General features: G+C 58.9%; 24 protein-coding genes. 18 read left to right on the top strand and 6 right to left on the bottom strand.

What is annotated here, in order from left to right; translation table 11 throughout:
- Positions 1–7 precede the first annotated feature (7 nt).
- The 6 genes from lepB (at position 8) to acpS (ending at position 4,672) form a co-directional block, all read left to right on the top strand.
- The gene (gene lepB / locus ACL2XN_RS24295; RefSeq protein ID WP_410013977.1) at positions 8–985 is read left to right on the top strand and encodes a signal peptidase I; all 978 of its coding nucleotides are present in this window, start codon (positions 8–10) and stop codon (positions 983–985) included.
- 185 nt (positions 986–1,170) lie between these two features.
- Positions 1,171–1,851 (top strand): ribonuclease III, encoded by a 681-nt coding sequence (gene rnc, locus ACL2XN_RS24300; protein WP_162368421.1) that lies wholly within the window; start codon positions 1,171–1,173, stop codon positions 1,849–1,851.
- A complete protein-coding gene (gene era / locus ACL2XN_RS24305) occupies positions 1,848–2,753 on the top strand; it encodes a GTPase Era (RefSeq protein ID WP_410013978.1) in 906 nt (301 codons plus the stop codon). The genes rnc and era overlap by 4 nt, the downstream gene beginning before the upstream one ends.
- Before the next feature lie 11 nt (positions 2,754–2,764).
- Complete coding sequence (gene recO / locus ACL2XN_RS24310) at positions 2,765–3,511, top strand: DNA repair protein RecO (protein WP_410013979.1); 747 nt, start codon at positions 2,765–2,767, stop codon at positions 3,509–3,511.
- A 43-nt stretch (positions 3,512–3,554) separates the two neighbouring features.
- A complete protein-coding gene (gene pdxJ / locus ACL2XN_RS24315; RefSeq protein WP_413729646.1) occupies positions 3,555–4,286 on the top strand; it encodes a pyridoxine 5'-phosphate synthase in 732 nt (243 codons plus the stop codon).
- Complete coding sequence (gene acpS / locus ACL2XN_RS24320; protein ID WP_410013981.1) at positions 4,286–4,672, top strand: holo-ACP synthase; 387 nt, start codon at positions 4,286–4,288, stop codon at positions 4,670–4,672. The genes pdxJ and acpS overlap by 1 nt, the downstream gene beginning before the upstream one ends.
- A gap of 139 nt (positions 4,673–4,811) precedes the next feature.
- Here acpS and ACL2XN_RS24325 read toward each other — a convergent pair whose 3' ends face one another.
- Positions 4,812–5,072, bottom strand: a complete 261-nt coding sequence (locus tag ACL2XN_RS24325; protein ID WP_410013982.1) for a YfhL family 4Fe-4S dicluster ferredoxin — start codon at positions 5,070–5,072, stop codon at positions 4,812–4,814.
- Positions 5,073–5,495: 423 nt separating this feature from the next.
- Positions 5,496–5,804 (bottom strand): hypothetical protein, encoded by a 309-nt coding sequence (locus tag ACL2XN_RS24330; protein ID WP_410013983.1) that lies wholly within the window; start codon positions 5,802–5,804, stop codon positions 5,496–5,498.
- Between the two features lie 605 nt (positions 5,805–6,409).
- Between ACL2XN_RS24330 and ACL2XN_RS24335 the strand changes: the two genes are divergently transcribed.
- Positions 6,410–6,844: a GtrA family protein gene (locus ACL2XN_RS24335; protein WP_410013984.1), complete on the top strand. Its 435-nt coding sequence runs from the start codon at positions 6,410–6,412 to the stop codon at positions 6,842–6,844.
- A 100-nt stretch (positions 6,845–6,944) separates the two neighbouring features.
- On the opposite strand, the gene ACL2XN_RS24340 is transcribed toward ACL2XN_RS24335, so the two are convergent.
- The gene (locus ACL2XN_RS24340; RefSeq protein ID WP_410013985.1) at positions 6,945–7,793 is read right to left on the bottom strand and encodes a MurR/RpiR family transcriptional regulator; all 849 of its coding nucleotides are present in this window, start codon (positions 7,791–7,793) and stop codon (positions 6,945–6,947) included.
- Positions 7,794–7,973: 180 nt separating this feature from the next.
- Between ACL2XN_RS24340 and murQ the strand changes: the two genes are divergently transcribed.
- The 3 genes from murQ (at position 7,974) to tadA (ending at position 10,317) form a co-directional block, all read left to right on the top strand.
- Entirely contained in the window at positions 7,974–8,915 is a 942-nt protein-coding gene (gene murQ / locus ACL2XN_RS24345; RefSeq protein WP_413729647.1) for an N-acetylmuramic acid 6-phosphate etherase, read from the top strand.
- A 192-nt stretch (positions 8,916–9,107) separates the two neighbouring features.
- A complete protein-coding gene (gene yfhb / locus ACL2XN_RS24350; RefSeq protein ID WP_410013987.1) occupies positions 9,108–9,746 on the top strand; it encodes a phosphatidylglycerophosphatase C in 639 nt (212 codons plus the stop codon).
- A 55-nt stretch (positions 9,747–9,801) separates the two neighbouring features.
- Complete coding sequence (gene tadA / locus ACL2XN_RS24355) at positions 9,802–10,317, top strand: tRNA adenosine(34) deaminase TadA (RefSeq protein ID WP_413721184.1); 516 nt, start codon at positions 9,802–9,804, stop codon at positions 10,315–10,317.
- Here the strand turns inward: tadA and mltF are convergent.
- Positions 10,307–11,938: a membrane-bound lytic murein transglycosylase MltF gene (mltF, locus tag ACL2XN_RS24360; protein ID WP_413729648.1), complete on the bottom strand. Its 1,632-nt coding sequence runs from the start codon at positions 11,936–11,938 to the stop codon at positions 10,307–10,309. The two genes, tadA and mltF, sit on opposite strands and share 11 nt — an antisense overlap.
- A gap of 223 nt (positions 11,939–12,161) precedes the next feature.
- Here mltF and purL point away from each other — a divergent pair, with 223 nt between their 5' ends.
- The 6 genes from purL to glyA all read left to right on the top strand — a co-directional run bounded on the left by purL (position 12,162) and on the right by glyA (position 22,197).
- Positions 12,162–16,049 (top strand): phosphoribosylformylglycinamidine synthase, encoded by a 3,888-nt coding sequence (purL, locus tag ACL2XN_RS24365; RefSeq protein ID WP_413729649.1) that lies wholly within the window; start codon positions 12,162–12,164, stop codon positions 16,047–16,049.
- Positions 16,050–16,697: 648 nt separating this feature from the next.
- Positions 16,698–18,134, top strand: coding sequence for a sensor histidine kinase (locus tag ACL2XN_RS24370; RefSeq protein ID WP_410013991.1), 1,437 nt, complete (start codon positions 16,698–16,700; stop codon positions 18,132–18,134).
- Between the two features lie 2 nt (positions 18,135–18,136).
- Positions 18,137–18,922: a two-component system QseEF-associated lipoprotein QseG gene (locus tag ACL2XN_RS24375; protein WP_413727853.1), complete on the top strand. Its 786-nt coding sequence runs from the start codon at positions 18,137–18,139 to the stop codon at positions 18,920–18,922.
- Complete coding sequence (gene glrR / locus ACL2XN_RS24380; RefSeq protein WP_410013993.1) at positions 18,922–20,259, top strand: two-component system response regulator GlrR; 1,338 nt, start codon at positions 18,922–18,924, stop codon at positions 20,257–20,259. The genes ACL2XN_RS24375 and glrR overlap by 1 nt, the downstream gene beginning before the upstream one ends.
- A gap of 65 nt (positions 20,260–20,324) precedes the next feature.
- Positions 20,325–20,663, top strand: coding sequence for a nitrogen regulatory protein P-II (glnB, locus tag ACL2XN_RS24385; protein ID WP_331122444.1), 339 nt, complete (start codon positions 20,325–20,327; stop codon positions 20,661–20,663).
- 280 nt (positions 20,664–20,943) lie between these two features.
- Entirely contained in the window at positions 20,944–22,197 is a 1,254-nt protein-coding gene (gene glyA / locus ACL2XN_RS24390; RefSeq protein WP_413729650.1) for a serine hydroxymethyltransferase, read from the top strand.
- Positions 22,198–22,366: 169 nt separating this feature from the next.
- Here the strand turns inward: glyA and csiE are convergent, their stop codons facing one another.
- The gene (csiE, locus tag ACL2XN_RS24395) at positions 22,367–23,644 is read right to left on the bottom strand and encodes a stationary phase inducible protein CsiE (protein WP_410013995.1); all 1,278 of its coding nucleotides are present in this window, start codon (positions 23,642–23,644) and stop codon (positions 22,367–22,369) included.
- A gap of 228 nt (positions 23,645–23,872) precedes the next feature.
- On the opposite strand from csiE, the gene ACL2XN_RS24400 reads away from it, so the two are divergent.
- Both ACL2XN_RS24400 and ACL2XN_RS24405 read left to right on the top strand, forming a co-directional pair.
- Positions 23,873–24,538 carry a DUF1007 family protein gene (locus tag ACL2XN_RS24400; RefSeq protein WP_413723481.1) on the top strand — a complete coding sequence of 222 codons (666 nt, stop codon included), beginning with the start codon at positions 23,873–23,875 and terminating at the stop codon, positions 24,536–24,538.
- Positions 24,529–25,584 carry a nickel/cobalt transporter gene (locus ACL2XN_RS24405; RefSeq protein ID WP_413729651.1) on the top strand — a complete coding sequence of 352 codons (1,056 nt, stop codon included), beginning with the start codon at positions 24,529–24,531 and terminating at the stop codon, positions 25,582–25,584. The genes ACL2XN_RS24400 and ACL2XN_RS24405 overlap by 10 nt, the downstream gene beginning before the upstream one ends.
- A 12-nt stretch (positions 25,585–25,596) precedes the next feature.
- Here ACL2XN_RS24405 and suhB read toward each other — a convergent pair whose 3' ends face one another.
- Positions 25,597–26,400: an inositol-1-monophosphatase gene (gene suhB, locus ACL2XN_RS24410; RefSeq protein ID WP_331122451.1), complete on the bottom strand. Its 804-nt coding sequence runs from the start codon at positions 26,398–26,400 to the stop codon at positions 25,597–25,599.
- Positions 26,401–26,491: the final 91 nt, after the last annotated feature.

The raw sequence follows: 26,491 nt of genomic DNA on the forward strand, positions 1-26,491 counted from the left end.
AGTTGGCATGGCAAATATGTTTGCCCTGATCCTGGCAATAGCCACCTTGATAACCGGCATTATCTGGTGCGTGGATCGATTTAAACTGGCACCGGCGCGCCGCATCAGGCAGGCGCAGTTAAGCACGGCCGCGGAAGGTGACGCGGCGCAGAACAAGGCCTTGCTGAAAAAGGCCAAACAGCCGGGCTGGGTTGAAACCTGCGGTTCCATATTCCCGGTATTATTGGTGGTATTTATTGTACGATCATTTATTTACGAGCCGTTTCAAATTCCTTCCGGTTCCATGATGCCGACGCTGCTGGTGGGGGATTTTATCCTGGTGGAAAAATTTGCCTATGGCATCAAGAATCCCATTACCCAGACGACGCTGATACCGACCGGTCATCCGCAGCGCGGGGACATCGTGGTATTTAAATATCCGCCCGATCCCAAGCTGGATTATATTAAACGGGTGATTGGTTTACCGGGCGATCGGATTATTTACGATCCCCTGAACAAAAGCGTGACGGTACAGCCGGGCTGCGCCAATAATTCGTCCTGTTCCAGCGCATTAGCGGTGACTTATAGCGACATGGCGCCGAGCGATTTTGTCCAGACCTTTGATTCCACCGGCAGCGGCGAGTCCGCCACCGGCTTCCTGCAGGTCCCGCCCGATCAGCAGGTGGACGGCGGCATCCGCCTGGCGGAGCGCACCGAGACCCTGGGCAACGTGACGCACCATATCCTGACGGTGCCGGGCCAGCAGGATCAGGTGGGAATGTATTACCACCAGCGCAATCAGCAACTGGCGGAATGGTCGGTACCGGACGGGCAGTATTTTATGATGGGCGATAATCGCGACGACAGCGCCGACAGCCGTTTCTGGGGATTTGTTCCGGAAAAAAACCTGGTTGGCAAAGCGACCGCGATTTGGATGAGTTTTGAAAAACAAGAAGGTCAATGGCCCACCGGCGTGCGTTTACGGCGGATTGGTGCAATACATTAATCAAATACGTTTTTTAAGCGAAGCATTATTATGCTTCCCGTTGTAGAATACCCCCTTCTGGCAATAAAGACTGGCCCCCGATTCGGGGGCCACTGCACACGAAACAGCTTTGATCCGGTATTGTCCCGACAGGCCTGTTCCGTCTGCTGTAGTTATTTGACGCATGGTTGAGTTATTGGTAACGCATGAATCCCATCTTAATAAACAGGCTCCAGAAAAAACTGGGCTACACTTTTCAACAGCATGAGCTTTTGTTACAGGCCCTGACACACCGAAGCGCCAGCAGCAAACATAACGAACGGCTGGAATTCCTGGGGGATTCCATATTGAGTTTTGTTATCGCCAATGCGCTGTACCTGCGTTTTCCGCGGGTGGACGAAGGCGATATGAGCCGGATGCGCGCTACGCTGGTGCGTGGCAATACCCTGGCCGAGATGGCGCGCGAGTTTGAACTCGGCGAGTGCCTGCGCCTGGGGCCGGGCGAATTGAAAAGCGGCGGATTTCGCCGCGAATCCATTCTAGCCGATACGGTGGAAGCGCTTATTGGCGGTATTTTTCTTGATAGCGATATTGAAAATATCGAACGCCTGATCCTCAATTGGTATCAAAGCCGCCTGGACGAAATCAGCCCCGGCGACAAACAAAAGGATCCGAAGACCCGGCTGCAGGAATATTTGCAGGGGCGCCATTTGCCGTTACCGACTTATCTGGTGGTTCAGGTGCGTGGCGAGGCGCATGACCAGGAATTTACTATTCACTGCCATGTCAGTGGCTTGCCGGAACCCGTCGTGGGCAATGGCTCAAGCCGCCGTAAAGCCGAACAGTCAGCCGCCGAGCAGGCGCTGAAAGAGCTGGAGCTTGAATGAACGAAGATAAAACCTATTGTGGATTCGTGGCGATTGTCGGACGGCCTAACGTGGGCAAGTCCACCCTGCTGAACCAGTTCCTGGGGCAGAAGATCTCCATTACCTCGCGCAAGCCGCAAACCACGCGCCACCGCATTATGGGCATTCATACCGAGGGGCCTTACCAGGCCGTCTACGTCGACACCCCCGGGCTGCATATTGAAGAAAAACGCGCCATTAACCGGTTAATGAACCGCGCCGCCAGCAGCTCCATGGGCGATGTGGAACTGGTGATTTTTGTCGTGGAAGGCACCCATTGGACGCCGGACGATGAAATGGTGGTCAACAAGCTGCGCGGCGTAAACTGCCCGGTGGTGCTGGCCATCAATAAAGTGGACAACGTCACCGACAAAAGCAAGCTGCTGCCGCATATCACGTTCCTCAGCCAGCAGATGGATTTTCTTGATGTGGTGCCTATTTGCGCCGAAACCGGGATGAATGTCGATACTCTCGCGGGCATAGTGCGTAAGCATATGCCCGAGGGCGAACATCAGTTCCCGGAAGAATATGTCACCGACCGCTCGCAGCGGTTTATGGCCTCGGAAATCATTCGCGAAAAGCTGATGCGTTTCCTGGGCGAAGAGCTGCCGTATTCGGTGACGGTCGAGATTGAGCGTTTTATCACCAACGAGCGCGGCGGTTATGATATCCACGGCCTGATTCTGGTGGAGCGCGAAGGCCAGAAGAAAATGGTTATCGGCAACGGCGGCGCCAAGATCAAGACCATCGGTATCGAAGCCCGTCAGGATATGGAAACCATGTTCGAGAACAAGGTGCATCTTGAACTGTGGGTCAAGGTTAAATCCGGCTGGGCCGATGATGAACGCGCCTTGAAAAGCCTGGGTTACGGCGACGACGTCTGAGGAATCCGCCGATGGAAGGCTGGCAGCGCGCATTCGTCCTGCATGGACGCCACTATAGCGAAACCAGCCTGCTGTTGGATTTTTTTACCGAAAACGACGGACGGGTGCGTATCCTGGCCAAAGGGGCGCGCTCCCGGCGTTCCGCCCTTAAAGGCGTGCTGCAGCCGTTTACGCCGTTGCTGATCCGCTGGAGCGGACGCGGCGAGGTGAAAACCCTGCGCAGCGCCGAACCGGTCTCCATGGGACTGCCTCTTACCGGCCTGATGCTCTACAGCGGCCTTTACACCAACGAACTGCTTTCCCGCGTGCTGGCGCACGAAACCGATTACTCCTCGCTGTTTTTTGATTACCTGCACTGCCTGCAAACCCTGGCCGGCGCCAGCGGCTCGCCTGAACCCGCGCTCCGGCGCTTTGAGCTGGCCCTGCTCGGGCACCTCGGCTACGGCGTGGATTTCCTGCACTGCGCCGGCAGCGGCGAACCGGTCAGCGATGAGATGACCTATCGCTACCGCGAGGAAAAAGGGTTTATCGCCAGCGTTATCATCGATCATTACAGCTTTACCGGCCGCGAGCTGCGCTCGCTGGCCGCGCGTGAATTCGCCGATATCGCCACCCTGCGCGCCGCCAAACGCTTTACCCGCATGGCCCTCAAACCCTACCTGGGCGGCAAGCCGCTGAAAAGCGCCGAGCTGTTTCGTCAGTTCATGGCCCGGAAACCCCCGCTGAAAACGTTGCCCAACGGCGGCCCCTCCAGTTAAACTGAGATCTTTGGATCCACGCGTCACAGTAACCGAGGATGGTATGTCAGCACTGTTGTTAGGCGTCAATATCGATCATATCGCCACCCTGCGCAACGCGCGCGGCACGGCTTATCCCGATCCGGTGCAGGCGGCGTTTATCGCCGAGCAGGCCGGGGCCGACGGCATCACCGTGCATTTGCGCGAAGATCGCCGCCATATCACCGATCGTGACGTGCGCCTGTTGCGTGAAACGCTGCATACCCGCATGAACCTGGAAATGGCGGTAACGGACGAGATGGTCGCCATCGCCTGCGCCACGCGTCCCGACTTCTGCTGCCTGGTGCCGGAAAAACGCCAGGAAGTCACCACCGAAGGCGGGCTGGACGTGGCCGGACAGCGGGCGAAAATGGCCGATGCCGTGGCGCGCCTTGCGGCGGCCGGCATCCAGGTTTCATTATTTATCGACGCCGACGAGGCACAAATCGCCGCCGCCGCCGCCGTTGGCGCTCCTTATATTGAAATCCATACCGGCGCCTATGCCGACGCCGCGAATGACCACGCGCGCCAGGTTGAATACGAACGTATCCGGCAGGCCGCGGTCTATGCCGCCGGCCTGGGCTTAAAAGTCAATGCCGGCCATGGCCTGACCTATCATAATGTCCAGCCGATCGCGGCGCTGCCGCAGATGCATGAGCTTAATATCGGCCATGCCATTATCGGCCGCGCGGTCATGAGCGGCCTGGCCGGCGCGGTGGCGGAAATGAAACGGCTGATGCTCGCGGCGCGCGCCTGATGGCTATCCTCGGCATCGGCACCGATATCGTTGAGATTGAGCGAATCGAGGCCGTGGTGGAGCGCAGCGGCGACCGCTTCGCGCGCCGCATTCTCAGCGACGCGGAGTGGGCGCAGTACCAGGCCCATCGGCAGCCGATACGCTTCCTGGCGAAACGTTTTGCGGTAAAAGAGGCGGCGGCCAAGGCTTTCGGCACCGGCATCCGCAACGGGCTGGCGTTTGCGCAATTTGAGGTGGTCAATGATGTACTGGGTAAACCCGGCCTCAAACTCTATTTACAGGCCGCCGCGCTGGCGATTAGCCTCGGGGTCACCAGCGTCCACGTTACGCTTGCCGACGAACGGCGCTACGCCTGCGCGACGGTGATTATCGAGGGCCAGGGCTGAAATCAGGGCGATAGGGAACCGGCACGGCAGGGGATAACTCAGGCCGGCATGAGGGCGATTATCGACGCGCGGGCGGCAATGACGAGGTGTAGGGGATGGCGCTTTATCTGGCTGGCAGAGAAGGTCCGGCACGTGGCCGTCAGAGTCGATCGCCGTGGTACATGACGACAAATTTTTCCCATAGCTGTTCGCTGCTCTCGCTACGCGCGGGATCCGGCAGGATGGTATTATCGATCGGGCACACTTTCTGACAGGTGGGCGTGTCGTAATGGCCGACGCACTCGGTGCAGCGGTTGGGGTCGATCTCGTATATCTGCGCGCCCATGGTAATGGCCTGGTTCGGGCATTCCGGCTCGCACATATCGCAATTAATGCACTTCTTGGTAATGAATAAAGCCATATCAATAACTTAGGTAATATCTTATTATAAATCATCAAGAGGACGGGTTGCTTATCAGCACGCCATTGTGAAAAGCATGTGTATTAATACAGTTCAAATCACATTAAAAACCAAAGCAGCAAAGGATTTTTAATGACGGGCACAGTACCACAAAGTACGTTAAAGGCCAATAATACGGGATTTTTAGCCGCAACCGCGTTCAGGCACGGCGGTAAACCGCCTGACGCAGGCGCGCGGTGAAGCCGGTGTTGCGGCGGCTAAAAATCATTTTTGCCCCCGCGCTGAATAAGTACCTGTGGCCCAAGGACGAAAAGAGCACCCCCCCGCATCTCATTATCCGGCCATGGCTTCAAGGTACTTTGCTCAACGCTACAATAGATTTTTAATAGCATACCTGCCGTTTTCACGCACAGGCGGCCTTTTTTATATCATCCGGCATAAATAGCCGCCGCCTGGGAAATAGGTGCCATCGTATTTCTTCGGGTGCGGGTGGTAGCCGATGGCTTTACCGTTGCCATCGCGGGCACAGGCGTTATCACCTTCCTGCTGCTGGTTCTTTGGTACGGCTCCGAATAATCCCGGATCGTTCCAAAATTGTTTTTGACCGGCGGCCGTGACGATTTTTGGTGAAACGTTGGAAGGCTGTTCTCCCGGCGTCCCGCTTAAATAGCTGCATCCTGAAGACATAAGGATTAAAAAAGACAAGGGTATTAAAAAAATAGATTTATTCATTGTTATTTATTCCTGGGTATGTTTGTTCTACCCGAAACCCTGGAAAGGGTTCCTGGTCGCAAAATGGTTATTTTATTTTTTAAACTTTGATGCTTTTCTGTTAAAAAATATAACGGCGTCAGTTTGCATGTGAGCCCAGTGATATTCAATAAAGAGGGGATGAAAAGTGAGTGAAATTTAAATGCATATGAAATTTTATAAGTAAAATAATGATGTGAAATGAATGTCCTATAACGCTTATCAGGATAAAGTGACGTTTTTATAATCAATATTGCGACGATTTTTATCAATGTCCCCTTGCATTAACTCCCTTTCTTATTATGACCTCTGGCGGTGCGCTTGACGTTTACATCAGCATTATCCGCCTGGCGGCGGCGCCCGGGGGTTGCACACTTCCGACGGTGCTTTATCTCACGGGCCAAACGTGGTTATCATTTACTGACGCGGCTTTTGGCAAAACGGTTTTACGCTCAGGAAAGGAGGCCGCTGGCGTGAATTTGAGATACAGTATCGGCAATGCTCCTGCGCTTCGCGGCGCCCAGACAAAAAATCAACATGGCCGGCCCTGATGCCTTATGGGCAGCAGCACACGTTGAGTGGAAAATATGCAAAAAATTAAAGAACTGTTCTTCTTCGGTATGATTGGTGGTGTCGGTTTTATCGTCGACTCGGGAGTGCTGTATCTATTAAAGGATGCGTTAGGCCTGTATGCCGGACGCGGGGTGTCTTTTGTCTGCGCGGTGCTGACCACGTGGATCCTGAATAAAATGATTACCTTTCGCCAAAGCCGCAGCGGTCGCTCGGCCCTGTCCGAGGCCATCAGGTACGGTATATGTATGCTTAGCGGCGGGGCGGTCAATTACCTGACCTATTGGTTTCTGGTGTCCTGTTATGCCTTGGTACAGCAGTACCCGATTTTGGGGGTGGCGGCGGGTAGCCTGACCGGGATGGTATTTAACTATTCCACCGCCCGGTTTTTTATCTTTAATCAGAAAACCCGCCTGCCGGCGTCCCCTGACGGCAAGCCGAACCCGCGCTGACCGCGACGGGGCTACGCCTTTGGCACGGGCGCATTGAATGCTGAAACCGGCTGGGGATGCGGCCGGGGCCGCGCCGGCGCATCTCTCGTCAGGATGGGGATTATACTAATTTTTTGAGCAGTTCTTCGCTATGGCGGATGCGCTGCGGCGCATTTTCCAGGTCGCGCTGCACCAGCGCCATAAACAGCAGATCGGTCAGCGATTGCTGAGCGATGGTGGAGGAAATGGCGCCGCTGCGCTGCGCCTGTTCTTCCGCCACCGTGTAGAGGGCGATATCGGCGTGCTGTTGCAGCGCATTAGGCGAGAAGTGAGTGATTGCCATCACCCGCGCCCCTACCCGGTGCGCCTCCTGCGCCGCCAGGTTAATCTCGCGGCGCGCGCCGCTAAAGGAGATGGCCAGCAGCAGGTCATGGGGGCTGACCGCCTGGATGGTGGCCAACAGTACGTGCATGTCGGTTTCCGCCACCGCCGACATGCCGATTTTCATCAGCTTATAGGAGAAATCCTTGGCCACCAGGCCGGATGCGCCGATGCCGACGATAATCACCCGGCGGGCCTCCTGCAACATGGCCGCCGCCTGGCGGAGTTTTTCCTCGCTATTGATATCAAGCGTCGCCCGCAGCGCGGCCACTTTTTCCGTCAGCAGCTTTTCGCCCACCGCTTTCAGCGGATCGTCGCTTAAGATATGGTTATGCACCCTGATGGACGGCAGCTCATAGGCGCCGGCCAAGGTTTCGCTGAGCGCCAGTTTTAACGCCGTAAAGCCTTTGTAACCCAGCTTTTGCGCGAACTTCACCACGCTTGACTGGCTGACGCCTGCCTGTTCGGCGACTTTTTGCGAGCTGAGATGCCTTGCCTGGTCGGTTTGCGTTAAAAGATAATCGGCCAGCTTGCGGTCGTTGAGCGATAGCGAGCGATATAGCTGACGAATACGAAGCACACTGCTCATAACAAAAGACTCATAACGAAAAACTCATAAAACAACGGCCCATTAACAAGGGATTATAAATAAAGCGCCCAGGGTGAATATGCATGTCGAACCCTGCCATGGCCATTCCGCTCCGGAGACGACAGAGTACAGAATTTTCTCGCCTGCCGGAATTTAATATTCAATAATAGATTCAATTAAATGAATAAAAAATTCAATGGTGACGAGATGAACAATGATGTGGCAACCCTGGGCGCGTTGGTATCGGAGACCCGTAATCCGGCCTCGATGAACCTGGATATGCTCTCCACCCTGCAGATGGTGACGTTGTTTAATCAACAGGATCGCCTGGTGCCGGAGGCCATCGGCCGCGAATTACCCGCCATCGCCGGGGCGGTGGATCTGGCGGCGGCGGCGCTTGCCGCCGGCGGTCGCCTGATCTATCTGGGCGCCGGCACCAGCGGCCGGCTGGGCGTGCTGGACGCGGCTGAATGTCCGCCCACCTTCGGCGTGCCCGAAGGCATAGTGGTGGGGCTGATCGCCGGCGGGCCGGGCGCCTTGCTGAAAGCGGTGGAGGGGGCCGAGGATAGCCTGACCCTGGCCCGGGATGATTTGCAGGCCATCGGACTGCGCGCCGTGGATATGGTGGTCGGGCTGGCGGCATCGGGCCGTACCCCGTACGCGATCGGCGGTTTGCGCTATGCTGCGGGGCTGGGGTGTCCCACGGCGGCCATTTCCTGCAATCCCGGTTCGCCGCTGGCCCGTGAGGCGCGTATCGCCATTTCGCCCGTGGTGGGCCCCGAGGTGCTGACCGGCTCCACCCGGATGAAGTCCGGCACCGCGCAAAAGCTGGTGCTGAATATGATTTCCACCGGCGCCATGGTGAAACTCGGTAAGGTCTATCAAAATCTGATGGTGGATGTGAAGGCCACCAACATTAAACTGGCGGATCGCGCCTGCCGTATTGTGGCCGAGGCGACCGGCTGCGATACGGCGCGGGCCGGTGAAATCCTCGCGTTGACCGGCTATGCGGTGAAACCGGCGATTTTGATGATCCTCACCGGCGCTGACGCCGACGAGGCGGCGCGCCTGCTGTCGGAGCACCGGGGCTATTTGCGCCATGCCCTTGATGCCGGGAAATAAAACACCGTTTTCAGGGCGCGGTAAATAGGCTACATCCACCAGTACTGTCTACACTGATAACAACCGTATGCGCATGCGCGTATTTTTCCCCTTCCGGCGCCGGACATGTTTTCCGTGGGCCGGCATGATCGTTACCCTGGCGACGGGGACGGACGCCCGGGATCATAAGATATTTTAACCGGAGGAGTTGTTTTGAGTCGCACAGCAGCCTCGCGCATAGTTTTTTTCGATTTGGACGGCACGCTGCATCAACAGGATATGTTCGGTTGTTTTCTGCGTTATCTGCTGCGCCACCTGCCGCTGAACGCCATCCTGGTCCTGCCGGTATTGCCGGTCGTCGGCATCGGGCTATTGGTGAAGGGGCGCTCGGCGCGTTGGCCGATGAGCCTGTTGTTATGGGCAATTACCTTCGGCCACAGCGAAGCCCGGCTTATCAAGTTGCAGCAACGTTTTGTCGTCTGGTTCCGCCAGCGGGTCACCGGCTTTCCCATCGTGCTGCAGCGCCTGAACGACTATTTGGCCAGCCAGGATGCGCAGGTGTGGCTGATCACCGGCTCGCCGGAACCCTTGGTGCAAGGAGTGTACGCCGACGCGCTGTTTTTGCCGCGGGTTAAGCTTATCGGCAGCAGGATGACCCGCCGGCACGGCGGCTGGGTATTGACCCTGCGCTGCCTGGGGCATGAAAAAGTGGCCCAGCTCGAGCGCGAACTGGGCACGCCGCTTAAGCTGTTCAGCGGCTATAGCGATAGCCAGCACGACAGCCCGCTGCTCTATTTTTGCGAACATCGCTGGCGCGTCACCCGCGAGGGCGAGTTAAAACAGCTGGATTAAAAAATCCCTTTATCCCTGTATAATCACCGGCTGCGAATCATCCGGGAGAACAGATATGCACGGCGAACAGGGCGACGAAATCTGGATGCGCCATGCCCTCTCCCTGGCCGGCCGGGCCGAAGGCGAGGGCGAGGTGCCGGTGGGCGCGGTGCTGGTGCTGGACGGCCGGGTCATCGGCGAAGGCTGGAATCGTTCCATCGGGCGTCACGATCCCACCGCCCATGCGGAAATCATGGCGCTGCGCCAGGGCGGGGCGGTGCTTGGCAACTACCGGTTGGTGAATACCACGCTATACGTCACGCTTGAACCCTGCGTAATGTGCGCCGGCGCGATTATCCATGCGCGCGTCGGCCGGCTGGTCTTCGGCGCCAGGGATGAGAAAACCGGCGCGGCGGGTTCGTTGTGCGATGTGCTGCGCCAGCCGGGCATTAATCATTGCGTGGCTATTACCGAGGGCGTACTGGCCGGGGCGTGCTCCGCCCAGCTGAGCGCGTTTTTCCGTGCCCGCCGCGAGGCGCATAAAGCGCGCCGCCTGGCGCTGAAGTCCCAGGACCCGACGATTACGGAATAACGCCGCCGGGCCGGATCCAGGGCGGCGCGGCCACGGCGCCGGTCGCATTGGGCGGGAACAGTCCGGTGATCTGCGGCGGGATTTTCGCCGGCGCCGGGCCGGGCGTCGCGGCCGGGGACGGGGCTAGCGGTTCAGCCCCGGTCGCCGCCAGCTGCGCCGCCTTTTTCTCTTTCTCTTCCAGGTAGCCGTTCAGGCTCATTTCATAGCGCCGGATATTTTCCACGTAATTGTAGGCTTGCTGGCCGCGCGCATAGCCGTAAGTGGTTTGCTGATAGTAGCGCGGCTGGCTGAGCATCGGCAGGCGCAGCTTGACGTCCACCCAGCTGTCGGGATTGCCCTGCTGCTTTGCCGTCAGGGCGCGCGCGTCCAGCATATGCGCATAACCCATATTATAGGCGGTCAGCGCAAACCAGATTTTTTCATCCTCGGGAATGGTATCGGGCACTTTTTGCATCATGCGTTCCAGATACAGCGCCCCGCCCCGGATGCTTTGTTCAATGTCCAGCCGATCGGTAATGCCCAGGCTATCGGCGGTGGCGCGGGTCAACATCATCAGGCCGCGCACGCCGGTGGGGGAGACGGCCTGGGGATTCCAATGGGATTCCTGATAGGAGATGGCCGCCAGCAGTTTCCAGTCGATTTCCTTGGCATATTGCTGGAACAGCCCTTGCAGCGTCGGCAGCGTGGCGTCGATGGAGGTCAAAAAGGTCTTGGTGTCCACGTAATCAAAACTGCCCACGTGGCCGAGATATTTTTCCTCCAGCCGCGCCATGGTGCCGTCCGCTTCCTGGCCGCTGAAAAAATCCAGCAGGGCGGCGGAAAGGTTGTCGCTATTGCGCCGCGGCAGATACCAGGTGACCGGCTCCTCGTCGCTGACGTCGAAGGCCACGGCCAGCTGCGGATGCACCCGTTGCAGCAGGCCGACGGTCGCCGAATCCACCAGCGTATAGTCGAGCTTGCCTTCGGCCACCTGCTCCAGCAGCGCCTTGCTGCTGAGATCGGAGGACACCTCCCATTGCAATTGCGGATATTTTGTTTCCTTCAGGCCGCGCAGCAGCGAGATATGCGCCGACCCGGAGGAGACGGCCAGCCGGCCCTGCAGGGCGCCGAGGTTTTTCGGCCGCGGCTGGCCCAGGCGGTACACCAGTTGCTGGGAAACGTAATAATAGGCGGGGCCGGTGGTAAAACGCTGCAGGCGGTCGTTATTGTAGAGCAATCCGGCGGCGAGCAGATCGGCATCGTCGTTGTCCAGATCGTCGAACAGTTCATTGAGGGTATGGCGCTGGCGGATGACCAGCCTGACCCCCAGATAATCGGCGAAACGCTTCGCCAGTTCGTAATCGAAACCGGTTTGCTGGTTGTTGGCGGTATAAAAGCTCAGCGGAGCGTCGATGGTGCTGACGCGCAGCGTTCCCCTGGCTTTTATCTGGCTGAGTTTATCGTCCTGCATGCTGTGCCAGGGGACGTTTAACCACAATGCCCAGGTCAGCATGACGGCGATAACGCCGGTCACGACATAATTTAATTTAAAACGCTTCAAATAGTTATCTCTCGCCGGGGCGATTTTATCGCGGTCTGTGATCGCGGTGTTATTATCTTTTTTTCCCTGGGGTCGGAGCATTTTGCTTAACAAAACGCCAAGGTGCAAATTTATTGCATTCCCGCCGCGGGGACGTTTTAACAAGAAGAATCGCAACAATAACCGCGCAAACGGTTTCGTCCGCCGCCGGGATTCTCTATAATGGCGCGCGTTTCCCCCCTGAAGCTGCGCTAAAGATGCGCCCCATGGCAAGCCGTACCCGAGCACCTTTGGTCGCCGGTTCAAAGACGAGAGATCTTTTATTATGGAAATACTGCGTGGTTCGCCCGCTCTGTCGGCATTTCGTATCAACAAGCTATTGTCCCGCTGCCAGGATGCCCGGCTTCCGGTCAGCGATGTCTATGCTGAATATGTCCACTTTGCCGACCTGAGCGCGCCGCTTTCCGCCGACGAGCTTGCCCGGCTCCAACGGCTGCTGAAGTATGGCCCCTCTCTCGCCGAACATGCGCCCCAGGGCCGGCTGCTGCTGGTTACGCCGCGTCCCGGCACATTATCCCCCTGGTCGTCGAAGGCCACCGATATCGCCCATAACTGCGGCCTGGCGCAGGTTAAGCGCCTGGAACGCGGGCTGGCGTTTTATTTCCAGGGCGCGTCGATGACCGGTGACCAGTGGCGGCAACTGGGGACGTTGCTGCATGACCGGATGATGGAAACCGTCTTCAGCGAGCTGGAGCAGGCCCAGGCGCTGTTTGCCCATCACGAGCCCGCGCCGGTGCGCACCGTGGCTATGCTCGCGGACGGCCGCGACGCCCTGGAGCAGGCCAACCAGACGCTGGGGCTGGCGCTGGCGCCGGATGAAATCGACTACCTGCTCGAGGCGTTTACCCGCCTGGGCCGCGATCCTACCGACGTTGAGCTGTATATGTTCGCCCAGGCCAACTCCGAGCATTGTCGCCATAAAATCTTCAACGCCGACTGGATTATCGACGGCCAGGAACAGCCGAAGTCGCTGTTTAAAATGATCAAGAACACCTTTGAACAGACGCCGGAGTTTGTCCTGTCCGCCTATAAGGACAATGCCGCGGTCATGGAGGGACCGGCGGTGGGACGTTTCTTCGCCGCACCCGGCAGCGCCCGTTACGATTATCACCAGGAAGCGGCGCATATCCTGATGAAGGTGGAAACCCATAATCATCCCACGGCTATTTCACCCTGGCCCGGCGCCGCCACCGGCTCCGGCGGCGAGATACGCGATGAGGGCGCCACCGGCCGCGGGTCCAAGCCCAAGGCCGGCCTGGTGGGCTTTTCCGTCTCCAACCTGCGCATTCCCGGTTTCGGCCAGCCGTGGGAAGAGGATTTCGGCAAGCCGGATCGCATTGTCAGCGCGCTGGATATCATGACCGACGGTCCGCTGGGCGGCGCGGCGTTTAACAATGAGTTCGGCCGTCCCGCGCTGACCGGGTATTTCCGCACTTATGAGGAGCGGGTCGACAGCCATAACGGCGTTGAGCTGCGCGGCTACCATAAGCCCATTATGCTGGCGGGCGGCCTCGGCAATATTCGCGACGGCCATGTGCAGAAAGGAGAGATCACCCCCGGCGCCAAGCTTATCGTGCTGGGCGGCCCGGCGATGAATATCGGTCTCGGCGGCGGCGCGGCGTCCTCGATGGCGTCCGGCCAGTCGGACGCCGATCTCGACTTCGCCTCGGTGCAGCGCGACAACCCGGAAATGGAGCGCCGCTGCCAGGAGGTGATCGACCGCTGCTGGCAGATGGGCGACGACAATCCTATTTTGTTTATCCATGACGTCGGCGCCGGCGGGCTGTCCAACGCCATGCCGGAGCTGGTCAGCGACGGCAATCGCGGCGGGCGTTTCCAGCTGCGGGATATTCCCAACGACGAGCCCGGCATGAGCCCGCTGGAAGTCTGGTGCAATGAATCGCAGGAACGTTATGTGATGGCGGTGGCGCCTGAACAGCTGGCGGCCTTCGAGGCCATCTGCCGCCGCGAGCGCGCGCCCTTCGCGGTGATTGGCGAGGCGACGGAAGAACTGCATCTCAGCCTGGACGACAGCCATTTCAACAACCGTCCCATCGATCTGCCGCTGGACGTGCTGCTCGGCAAAACCCCGAAAATGACGCGCGACGTTGTCCGGCTGCCGGTGGCGGGCACGCCGCTTAACCGCGGCGGCATCGAGATGGCCGAGGCGGTAAAACGGGTGCTGCATCTGCCGGTGGTGGCGGAAAAAACCTTCCTGATTACCATCGGCGATCGCACGGTCACCGGCATGGTAGCGCGCGATCAAATGGTCGGGCCGTGGCAGGTGCCGGTGGCGGACTGCGCGGTTACCACCGCCAGCCTGGACAGCTATTACGGCGAAGCGATGGCCATTGGCGAACGCGCGCCGGTGGCGCTGCTGAATTTTGCCGCCTCGGCCCGTCTGGCGGTGGGCGAAGCGCTTACCAATCTGGCGGCGACCCAGATTGGCGATATTAAACGCATCAAGCTTTCCGCCAACTGGATGGCCGCCGCCGGCCATCCCGGCGAGGATGCCGGCCTGTATGACGCGGTCAGGGCGGTGGGCGAGGAGCTTTGCCCGGCGCTGGGCCTGACCATTCCGGTGGGCAAGGATTCGATGTCGATGAAAACCCGCTGGCCGCAGGGTGCTGAGCAGCGTGAAATGACGTCGCCCATGTCGCTGGTGATTACCGCCTTCGCCCGGGTGGAAGACGTGCGCGGCACGGTAACCCCGCAGCTGCGCGCCGGGCAGGATAACGCCCTGTTGCTTATCGATCTGGGCGCCGGGCATCAGGCGCTGGGCGCCACCGCCCTGGCGCAGGTCTATCGCCAGCTGGGCGACGATACGGCGGACGTGCGCGACGTGGCGCAGTTGGGCGGCTTTTATCGCGCGCTGCAGCAACTGGTGGCGGACCGCGTTCTGCTGGCGTACCACGACCGTTCCGACGGCGGCCTGCTGGTGACGCTATTGGAAATGGCCTTTGCCGGCCATTGCGGCCTGGATATCGATATCGCGGCCCTTGGCGAGGATACGCTGGCGGCGTTATTTAATGAAGAGCTTGGCGCGGTGATCCAGATCGCCGCCGGCGATCGGGATCGCGTCGAACAACTGTTCGCCGACCATGGCCTGGCGGATTGCCTGCGTTATCTCGGCCGGGCCGAAGCGGGCGACCGGGTGGTTATCCGCCGCGCCGACCGCGCGGTCTATAGCGAAAGCCGCACCCTGCTGCGCACCTGGTGGGCGGAAACCACCTGGCAGATGCAGCGTCTGCGTGATAACCCCGGCTGCGCCGACGAGGAGCACGCCGCCAAGCAGGATGATAGCGATCCGGGCCTGAATGTCGCGCTGAGCTTTGACCCGGCCGAGGATATCGCCGCGCCTTATATCGCCAGGCAGGCGAAGCCCCGGGTGGCTATCCTGCGCGAGCAGGGGGTGAATTCCCATGTGGAGATGGGCGCGGCGTTCCATCGCGCCGGCTTTGACGCCATCGACGTGCATATGAGCGACCTGCTGTCCGGGCGCCGTGATTTGCAGGAGTTCCAGGCGCTGGTGGCCTGCGGCGGCTTCTCCTACGGCGATGTGCTGGGCGCGGGGGAGGGCTGGGCCAAATCCATCCTGTTCAATCCGCGCGTGCGCGACGAGTTCGAGGCGTTTTTCAACCGTCCGCAAACCCTGGCGCTGGGGGTGTGCAACGGTTGCCAGATGATGTCCAACCTGCGCGAGCTTATCCCGGGGGCCGAACTGTGGCCGCGCTTCGTGCGCAACAAGTCGGAACGCTTTGAAGCCCGCTTCAGCCTGGTGGAGGTGACGCAAAGCCCCTCGTTATTGTTGCAGGGCATGGTCGGTTCCCGCCTGCCCATCGCCGTATCCCACGGCGAAGGGCTGGTGGAGGTGCGCGATGCCGCGCATCTGGCGGCGCTGGAACATGCGGGCCTGGTGGCGTTGCGGTTCGTGGATAACACCGGCAAGGTTACCGAAACCTATCCGGCCAATCCGAACGGGTCCCCGAACGGCATCACCGCCGTGACCAGCGCCAACGGGCGGGTCACTCTGACCATGCCGCATCCTGAGCGGGTATTCAGGACGGTGAGCAATTCCTGGCATCCCGGCGAGTGGGGCGAAGACGGTCCCTGGATGCGCATGTTCCGCAACGCGCGCAAACAGCTGGGCTAAGCCGGCCGTGGCGCTTACGGCGCGCGCGGCGGCATCCTGTGCGTGCCGTGGCGCCGTCCCGTCAGAGGCTAATCAGCGGCTGTCGGCTCGTTGCCGGCGCTTTTTTTTCACGTACTCCGCCGGTGGGGCAGCCGAAAGCAAAGTGTCGCTTTAATTCATTTCTTAAGATAATTCTGTCTCTTTTTAGAGACACTTAATTAATTGTTTTTTAATGATATTTTATTTTACTGCGATTTATGTCTCTTTCGGGAGACAAACGGCGGCGCCGGCCCGGGCAGTACAATGCGGTATAGGGAGCGGTACCTGAAAATGTTATTTATTTTCAACGTATTATAAAATTATTTTATTTATGGCATGAATGCTGCATACTATAGCCCAGTTGCTCATTCACCCCGATATGACAGCGCCGTTTACGCTTAACCAACGGCTTTTGCTTCATAACTACCGAATGACGCCAAAGAACGGTGCCTATCGTCCAACATACCGATAATTGCCTTACGGCTTTATCACCCACAGGACGACACGTTGAGTGAGGCACCCCCTATTCCGATAAAAAAGCACTTGCCCGCGGGCCAAGTGCTTTTTTTATGCTTTCTTCAAGCCACCGAACCGGATAGCATCGGCAAAGACTTTGTCGGCAATCACAGGATGATTTTTTTGAAGACGTGGCGTCCCTTTCCCCGATCCCTGCGGCAACTGGTGATCCTGGCCTTTACGCTGGTGCTGCTGCCCCTGCTGTTACTGGCTTACCAGGCCTGGCAAAGCCTGGATAATCTTAGCGAGCAGGCGGCGGATATCAACCGTACCACGCTCTCGGACGCCCGGCGCATCGAGTCCATGGGCAGCGTGGCGCTGGAGATGGAGCGCAGCTATCGCCAGTATTGCGTGCTCGACGATGAAACCCTGGTCACCCTTTACCAAAACCAGCGACGGCAATATACCCAAATCCTCAACGTCCGCGCCGGCATGCTGCCCGATCAACGCTATTATCAGCGGCTTACCCAGCTACTGGACCAGCTCGCCGCCATTCAATGCGAAAACAGCGGACCGAATGCGCAGGCGTCCGCCTTGCTGAGGGATTTTTCCCATGCCAACAATGATATGGTGCAGGCCACGCGCAATGATATTTTTACCCGCGGCCAGCAATTGCAGCGGGCCATCGCCGAGCGCGGCCGTTTTTTCGGCTGGCAGGCACTGCTGCTGTTTATGTTTAGCCTGGTGCTGGTGATCCTCTTTACCCGCATGATTATCGGTCCGGTGAAAAGGGTCGAAAAAATGATTAACCGGCTTGGGCAGGGACGGCCCCTGGACGATTGGGTCTCTTTTACCGGCCCGCGTGAAATCCAGTCGCTGGCGCAGCGCATTTTATGGCTTAACGAACGATTGTCCTGGCTGGAATCCCAGCGCCATGAGTTTTTACGCCATATCTCCCATGAACTGAAAACGCCCCTGGCCAGCCTGCGCGAGGGCACGGCGCTGCTGGCGGACGAGGTGGCCGGTCCGCTGACGCCGGATCAGCAGGACGTGGTGGCCATCCTGGACAGCAGCAGCCGTCACTTGCAACTACTGATCGAACAGCTGCTCGACTACAATCGCAAACTGGCCGACAGTCCGGCGGACTATGAAGATATCGCTCTCGGCGCCATGATCGAGCGGGTTATTACCGCCCATAGCCTGCCGGCCCGCGCCAAGGACATCCATACCCTGGTGGCGCTGGAGTGCGAACGCGTCAGGGCGCAGCCGGTGCTGTTAATGCGCGTGCTGGACAATCTCTACTCCAATGCGGTGCACTATGGCCCGGAATCCGGTAACATTTGGATCCGCAGCCGCACTTCGTCCGGTCGCCTTATCCTGGACATCGCCAACAGCGGAGAGCCGATCATGCCGGCGGAGCAAACCATGATTTTCGAGCCGTTTTACCAGGGCCGCGTTCAACGCAAGGGCGCGGTTAAAGGCAGCGGCCTGGGATTAAGCATCGCGCGTGATTGTATCCGCAGGATGAACGGCGAGCTTAACCTGGTGACGGTGGAGTATGCCGGGGTCTGCTTTCGGATAGAATTACCCTTAACCGCCGAGAATGAATAATAATGATGTTACGTACCGCACCGGCGATGGGCAGATTGACGCTAAGCTTTAATCGCCTGATTCGCTTTTCCTTGCCGCCGGCATCAATACGCGGGCTGTTCAGGCCGGTATGCCTGCTGCCCGTGCTGCTGGCGGGATGCCATGGTTATCCCGCTCACCGCGATGTGGCCGGCTCTTCCACGGCCCAGGTGCAGCAGGTCTCGCCGCCGAACCGTTTCGCCGCCGAATGCAACGAACTCTGGCAAACCGACGCAGAATCCACCCTGGCCGACCCCGGGTACTGGCTGCGCGCCATGCAGTGCGCCGAACGCATAACGCCCACCCAGGCGCGCGCCGAAGCCGGGCATCAGTCGGGCGAGACCTGGCATGACGCCTTCAGGCAGAGTATTTTGCTCAATTCAGCCGGCATCAGCGTGATTGAACGGCGCGAGTCTTATCAGCACCTGTTGGAATTCCGTTCCCAATTTCCCGCGACGATCTATCCGCTGTTTAAAATGTGGCGCCAGCAACAGGCGCTGCGCCTGATGCTGGCGGAGGAGCGCAGCCGCAGCCAGCGGCAGCAGGAAACCAGCGCCAGCCAGATAGACATGCTGCGCATCCAGCAGATGGAGCTGCAGCGTAAGCTGGACGTGACCACCCGCAAACTGCAAAACCTGACGGAAATCGAGCAGCGGTTATCCTCCCGCAAGCAGCTGTCGCCGGATATGCCCGACAACGACGATAACGACGCGCCGGACGCCGCCGCGGGCCATGGCGCCGCCGGACCACAACAGGGAACCGGTAAATAATGAGCCAACATCAAACCGCCCATTTATTATTGGTCGACGATGATACCAGCCTGCTGAAACTGCTGGGCATGCGCCTGACCAGCGAAGGATTTACCGTCACCACCGCCGAAAGCGGCCAGGACGCCCTGCGCGTGCTGGCGCGGGAAAAAATCGATCTGGTGATAAGCGATCTGCGCATGGACGAAATGGACGGGCTGGCGCTGTTCGGCGAGATCCAGCGCCATCAGCCCGGCATGCCGGTGATCATCCTGACCGCCCATGGTTCCATACCCGATGCGGTAGCCGCCACGCAAAAAGGCGTGTTCAGTTTCCTGACCAAACCCGTCGACAGGGATGCCTTATACCAGGCTATCGATCATGCCCTGCAACTGTCGATGCCGGCGGGCGACGACAGCTGGCGCGAGTCAATCGTCACCCGCAGTCCCCTCATGCTGCGGCTGCTGGAGCAGGCTAAAATGGTGGCGCAGTCGGATGTCAGCGTGCTGATTAACGGCCAGAGCGGCACCGGCAAGGAGATCCTGGCGCAGGCGATCCATGCCGCCAGCCCCCGCGCCAAACATCCTTTTATCGCCATTAACTGCGGCGCGTTGCCGGAGCAGTTGCTGGAGTCGGAGCTGTTCGGGCATGCCAAAGGGGCGTTTACCGGCGCGGTGAGCAGCCGGGAGGGTTTGTTCCAGGCGGCCGCGGGCGGGACGCTGTTCCTGGACGAGATTGGCGATATGCCGCTATCCTTGCAGGTCAAGCTGTTGCGCGTCCTGCAGGAGCGCAAAGTTCGCCCGCTGGGCAGCAATTGGGATGTGGATATCGACGTCAGGATCATTTCCGCCACCCACCGCGATCTGCCCAAGGTGATGGCCGCAGGCGGGTTTCGCGAAGATTTGTATTACCGCCTGAATGTGGTCAGCCTGAAATTGCCGGCGCTGCATGAGCGTGCCGAGGATATCCCGGTGCTGGCCAATCATTTGCTGCGGGCGGCGGCGCTGCGCCATAAGCCGTTTGTACGCAGCTTTTCCACCGATGCCATGAAACGGCTGATGGCGGCCAGTTGGCCTGGCAATGTACGTCAGCTGGTTAACGTGATAGAACAGTGTGTGGCCCTGACGTCGGCCCCGGTCATCAGCGAAGCGCTGGTGGAGCAGGCGCTGGAGGGGGAAAATACCGTCTTGCCGACGTTTGTTGAGGCCAGATTGCAATTTGAATTACATTATCTGCGTAAATTATTGCAGATCACCAAAGGTAACGTTACTCAGGCGGCGCGTATGGCCGGACGTAACCGCACTGAATTTTATAAGCTTTTGTCTCGTCACGAGCTGGACGCTAACGACTTTAAAGCCTAAGTTGGCTCTCTTTTTATCCATGCTGCGCGGCCGGCGTCGCCGGGCTGCCTGAAAAAGGTTTTACGATGAAAAAAATCGATGCAATTATCAAACCGTTCAAACTGGACGATGTGCGCGAGGCGTTGGCGGAAGTCGGCATCACCGGCATGACCGTCACCGAGGTGAAAGGTTTCGGGCGCCAGAAAGGCCATACCGAGCTTTATCGCGGCGCGGAATATATGGTGGATTTTTTGCCCAAGGTAAAAATCGAGCTGGTGGTGGCCGATGATATCGTCGACAGCTGCGTCGATACCATCATGCATACCGCCCAGACCGGTAAAATCGGCGACGGTAAAATCTTTGTTTTCGACGTTGCGCGCGTTGTGCGTATCCGCACCGGCGAGCAGGACGAAGAAGCGATCTGACGCCCGCCGTTATTCCCGCGCCCGCGGCATATACCGCTGGGCGGGGAGTCCCGTGGTCATGAAAAAATTCCCCGCCGGCATGAAAAAAAATCCCAATCCCCTTGCGACCCGCGCGTGCCCGCCCTTATGGGCGCGCGGCGACGGAATCGTTTGCTTAAAAACCAGCGCGGGCCCTATCGGAGCAGGGGCAAAAAAGTTTACACTATCGCCATAGCGTCAACGGATTCTTACAATCTTTTTTTTCACCCCACAGCGATGCCAGCTGAGCCAGGAGAAGCGGATGTTAAAGCGTGATATGAACATTGCAGATTATGATGCCGAATTATGGCAGGCAATGGAGCAGGAAGTGGTGCGCCAGGAAGAGCACATTGAACTGATTGCCTCGGAAAACTACACCAGTCCGCGCGTCATGCAGGCTCAAGGCTCCCAGTTGACCAATAAATATGCCGAAGGTTATCCGGGCAAGCGTTATTACGGCGGCTGCGAATTTGTCGATATCGTCGAGCAGTTGGCCATCGATCGCGCCAAGGAGCTGTTCGGCGCCGATTATGCCAACGTGCAGCCGCATTCCGGCTCGCAGGCCAACTTTGCCGTCTATACCGCGCTGTTGCAGCCCGGCGATACGGTGCTGGGCATGAACCTGGCCCACGGCGGTCACCTGACCCATGGTTCGCCGGTTAACTTTTCCGGCAAACTGTATAACATCATTCCTTACGGCATTGATGAGAGCGGCCATATCGATTACGCGGAGCTGGCGCAATTGGCCGAAACGCATAAGCCGAAGATGATTATCGGCGGTTTTTCCGCCTATTCCGGTATTGTCGATTGGGCTAAGATGCGTGAAATCGCCGATAAAGTGGGCGCTTACCTGTTTGTCGACATGGCCCATGTGGCCGGCCTGGTCGCCGCCGATGTCTATCCGAACCCGGTGCCTCACGCGCATGTGGTGACCACCACGACCCATAAAACCCTGGCCGGTCCGCGCGGCGGCCTGATCCTGGCCAAGGGCGGCAGCGAAGAACTGTATAAGAAGCTCAATTCCGCCGTTTTCCCGGGCGGGCAGGGCGGGCCGTTGATGCATGTGATCGCCGGCAAGGCGGTGGCGCTGAAAGAAGCGATGGAGCCGGCGTTCCGTATTTACCAGCAGCAGGTGGCGAAGAACGCCAAGGCCATGGTGGCGGTGTTCCTGGAACGCGGCTACAACATTGTTTCCGGCGGTACCGATAACCATCTGTTCCTGCTGGACCTGGTGGACAAAAACCTGACCGGTAAAGAAGCCGATGCCGCGCTCGGACGGGCGAATATCACCGTGAACAAGAACGCCGTGCCAAACGATCCTAAAAGTCCGTTTGTCACCTCCGGTATCCGTATCGGCACGCCGGCGGTCACCCGGCGCGGTTTCGGCGAGCAGGAGGTGCGCGAGCTGGCCGGCTGGATTTGCGATATTCTGGACAGCATCCATGACGAAGCGGTTATCGAGCGCACTAAAAAGAAAGTGCTGGATATCTGCGCGCGCTATCCGGTTTATGCCTGATAGCCCCCCAGGCCCGCGCTCACGTTGATACGTCTGGTTTGAATATCGTGTTGGCGGGCCTATCGTGCCATGGGGCGCCCGGGCGGGCGTGAAAACCACGCCCGATTCGGCCCCCCATCGGCACGCATTCCCTTTAACGCGTCTGCTTTGCGTTCGGTGTGAATCTGTCTCAGCAGTTGCCGGCCGTGCCCGGGGTTTCCAAAAGCTGGCGGATGCGCTCTTGCTGGCTTTGCGCCAGCGGCAGGCGCACCAGCATCAACGGCGGGGAAAACAGCGGCAGCGGCATGGCGAACGAGGTCACCACCAGAACGGTGTTTTTCGGCGCGCCTTGCGCCTGGAATTCCGCCAGCGCCTGGAATTTAATATTCAGGGGCAGCAGGGTTAACTCGCGAATCTGCAGCTCCAGCAACTTCTCCTGCTCGCCGCCGCTTTTGGTCAGGATCACCACCTGTTTTTCCTGCAAATCATTGTCCTGCATCAGCCAGGCGCCAAAAATGACCGCAATCAATCCCATCTCTTCGCGTGAAAAACGAATGCGATAGGCGGCCTCAAACGGCATAACCGCCGTCTTGGCGGTGCGCAGCAGCCGCGGGTATTTCTCCTCCACCTCCATTTGCAGGCTGTTGTCGATGCCCACGTGAAAATGACAGCGTTCCAGGGCCGCGCTGAGATGTGAAAACAGCTGGCCAGCCAGCATTTCCGGCTCATTGAAACTCATGCCGGCCAGTTGCTCGAAGCGTTTGACCAGTTCCTCCACCTCGTGCAGTAACTGCCGGTCCTCGCCGGAAGGCGAACGGGCGCGGTGCGGGGTTTTCAGCATCCGCGACAGGAGCGTCAGGCACAATAGTTCGGCGGGAGGGACCGGCCAATGGCGGAACATGTCCGTCACGGCGGCATACTCGGCTTTTTGCCGCAGCCACTGCTGCTGATGCTGGTTGAATTCAGGATGATCGGCCAACGGGCACTGACAAAGGATATAGCGCAGATAAATCGCGAGAAAAGCCCGGTCATACGGGGCGGCGGGGCGATCGATAAGCACCGTGAACCGCTCAACCAGTTCGTCTATTTGTAGCGCGCTTGCCTGAAAAGCGGCGGGAGCCTGGGACCAGAGCTGTTCCTGCAACGGCAGGAAATAGCGGGTTACTTTGTCCGCGCACAGGCGTAAGGCCCGGCGCATGCCTTCTATCAGGCATAGGCGCTGGTTCAGGATTGTGCCTTCGATCCGGTAGCTGCCGTCATGATGCGCAATCAGCTGAAGATGGTATATGCGTCGGATCTCGCTCTCTATATGAGCCAGATCGCGCCGTGTCGTGGGCAAATCCTCGCCGTTATAACGGGCCAGGGCGGCCAATGACAATGACGGCACGGGCGCAAAAAGCATCAAAAGCAAATGGCTACGGCGTTGTGGACCTGAAAGCGCTGGCACCTCTGGGGTGTTCAGGCTCATAGATGTGATGCCCTTACGTTAAGGAATACAGCTAATAATAGCGAAACAATTTCCCTAAGTGAGATTACAGCCTATTTTGTTTGCGGGCTTTAAGCCCGGTCACACTTTAGCCTTCCTAATCGTTCCGCCGGTTATGCAAAGTTGACCGAAAATGTCTTGCGGCGCGTTCCGGATTTCCGCTAGCATCTTCCCGGGGAATAACAGGACGGCAAAATGTTATGTGGCAACATGGGTAAAGACAGGGGTAATACGCCATGCCGGCGATTGCCCCTCGGATTGTTTCTGGCCGTCGCCGGTGGTTTTTGCCGGCCGGTATATGCTCATCCACATAGTTTTATCGATATGAAAACAGACATCCTGGCGCAAGACGAGCGGCTTACCGGGCTGAAGATGACCTGGACCATGGATGAGATCACCTCAGCCGATGTATTTTATGACGCCGGCGACGCCAAACCGGATTCGGTGATCTGGAAAAAGCTGGCGGCGCAGATTATGGCCAATGTGCTGGGCCAGCACTATTTCACGGAAGTGTACCGGGACGGCAAGGCGGTGAAATTTGAAAACCTGCCCACGGAATATCATCTGGAGCGCAATGGACTCAAGGCGCGGCTGGTATTTGTGCTGCCGCTGGCGCATCCGCCGGAGCTGAAAGGGGCGCCCATCGTGTTTTCCACCTTTGATCCTACCTATTTTGTCGATATGACCTATGCGGATAAACACGCCGTCAGCCTGCCGCCGGACTTGGCCGCGCGGTGCGCCATCGACCTGATGACCCCCGCCCCCAACGCGGCGCTGCAGCGCTATGCGCTGTCGCTGGATAAAGCGGCGGCGCCGGACGTCGATATGGCGCTGGGCAAACAGTTTGCCCAGCGGGTGACGCTGCAATGTCATTAAGGATGCGAACCGGCCAAGCGCCGGGGCCCGCGGCCAATCCCTGGTTCAGCCTGTGGCCGTTCTGGTTGTTTTTGCTGGCGTTGCTGGGCGCGCTGGGCTGGATATCGTTGCACTGGGCCAACATCATGACGCTAAGCATCGAGTGGCAGCGTCAGTTGCATCAGCAGCTGGCCCAGCTGATGCAGCAGGTGCAGCGTGATCCCGGGCGATACGGCGGCGCCCTGCTGCTGTTCAGCCTAACCTACGGCATACTGCACGCGGTCGGCCCGGGACATGGCAAGGTGGTTATCACCACGTATCTTTCCACCCATCCCGCGCGCTTAAAACTCAGCCTGACGATGACGCTTGCGGCCTCGCTGCTGCAGGGCGCCATGGCGATTGCGCTGGTGACGCTGGTGCTGGTGGCGCTGCGGCTCTCTTCCGGGATTCTGCATCTGAGCGAAGCGTGGCTGGAGCGGGCCGGTTATCTGCTGATGATCCTGGCGGGCGTACTGCTGTGCCGCCGGGCGGCCCTGCGGCTATGGCGGACGCTGAGCCGGCGCTACGCTACCCGCGGGCGGGCCCTGCCGCTGGCGTGTTATCCCCGGCTGACTTATTTGCCTTCCGGGAGCGGCGGGCCGGGCGATCATCACCATCATGGCGGCTGCTGCCACCGCCATCTGCCCGGCGATGAGGAGCTGGTCTCTGCGGAGGGCTGGCGTACCCGGCTGGCGGTGGTGCTGGCCATGGGCGTGCGTCCCTGTTCCGGGGCGGTAATGGTGCTGCTGTTTGCCAAGGTGCTGGGGGTTTATCTGTGGGGTGTGCTGTCGGCGCTGGTGATGGCGGCGGGGACGTCGCTGACGTTGTTGCTGGTATCGCTGCTGGTATTTTTCGGGCGCCGTTATGCCGAACACCTGACTCGCAGGCACGCAGGCGGCGCTGCGCGCGCTGCCGCCTGGGCGGCATTATCCCTCGCCGGCGGCATGGCGCTGATCGTTGCCGGCGCGGTACTCTTCGCCGGCGCGCACTATGCGCCAACGATCGGCATCCGGCCTTTCAGCCAGTGAAGCTGATGGCGCTTAACGCCTTAACGCATCGCTCAGTTCTTCGCGCATCGCGCCCAGCATGGCCTTGACCACGCGCGGGTTGCCCGCCACCAGGTTACCGGAGACCAGATGGTTATGGCCGCCGACAAAATCGGTGACCAGGCCGCCGGCTTCACGCACCAGCAGCTCGCCGCCGGCGTAGTCCCAGGGTTTCAGGCCGATTTCAAAAAAACCGTCTACCCGGCCGGCCGCCACATAGGCCAGATCCAGCGCGGCGGAACCGCTGCGACGGAAATCGGCGCATTGCTTGAACAGCTTGCCGACAAGGTTCATATAGGTGGCGGAGTGCTGTTTTAGCTTAAACGGGAAACCGGTGGCGATGATCGCCCCTTCCAAATCGCGGGAGGTGCTGCCGCGCAGGCGATAGCCGTTCAGCTGGGTGCCCTGGCCGCGAGTGGAGGTGAACAGTTCGTTGCGCATGGGATCGTAGACCACGGCCACTTCGGTGCGGCCTTTAATGCGCACGGCGATGGACACGGCGAAATGCGGGAGGTGCTTGATGAAATTGGTGGTGCCATCCAGTGGGTCGATAATCCATTGTACATCGGGGTCTTCGCCTGCCAGTTCGCCGCATTCTTCACTGATGATGGTGTGCTGGGGATAAGATTTGCGGATAACTTCGATGATTAAACGTTCCGCCTCGCGATCGACGTTGGTCACGAAGTCATTATCGCCTTTCTGGCTGGCTTCGACGGCATCGGGGGTTTCATAATGTTTGGCAATTAAATTACCCGCCTTTCGCGCAGCGCGAATGGCGATGTTGAGCATCGGATGCATGGATATCGTCCACTAAGATGTTAAAGAACTAAAACGGCGCAGATTATAGCAGAGCGCCAGCAATATGCCTACGGCTGTGATAAACTATTGA

Origin of the sequence: Sodalis sp. RH22, from assembly GCF_047324165.1 — a bacterium.
Classification (GTDB): domain Bacteria; phylum Pseudomonadota; class Gammaproteobacteria; order Enterobacterales; family Enterobacteriaceae; genus Acerihabitans.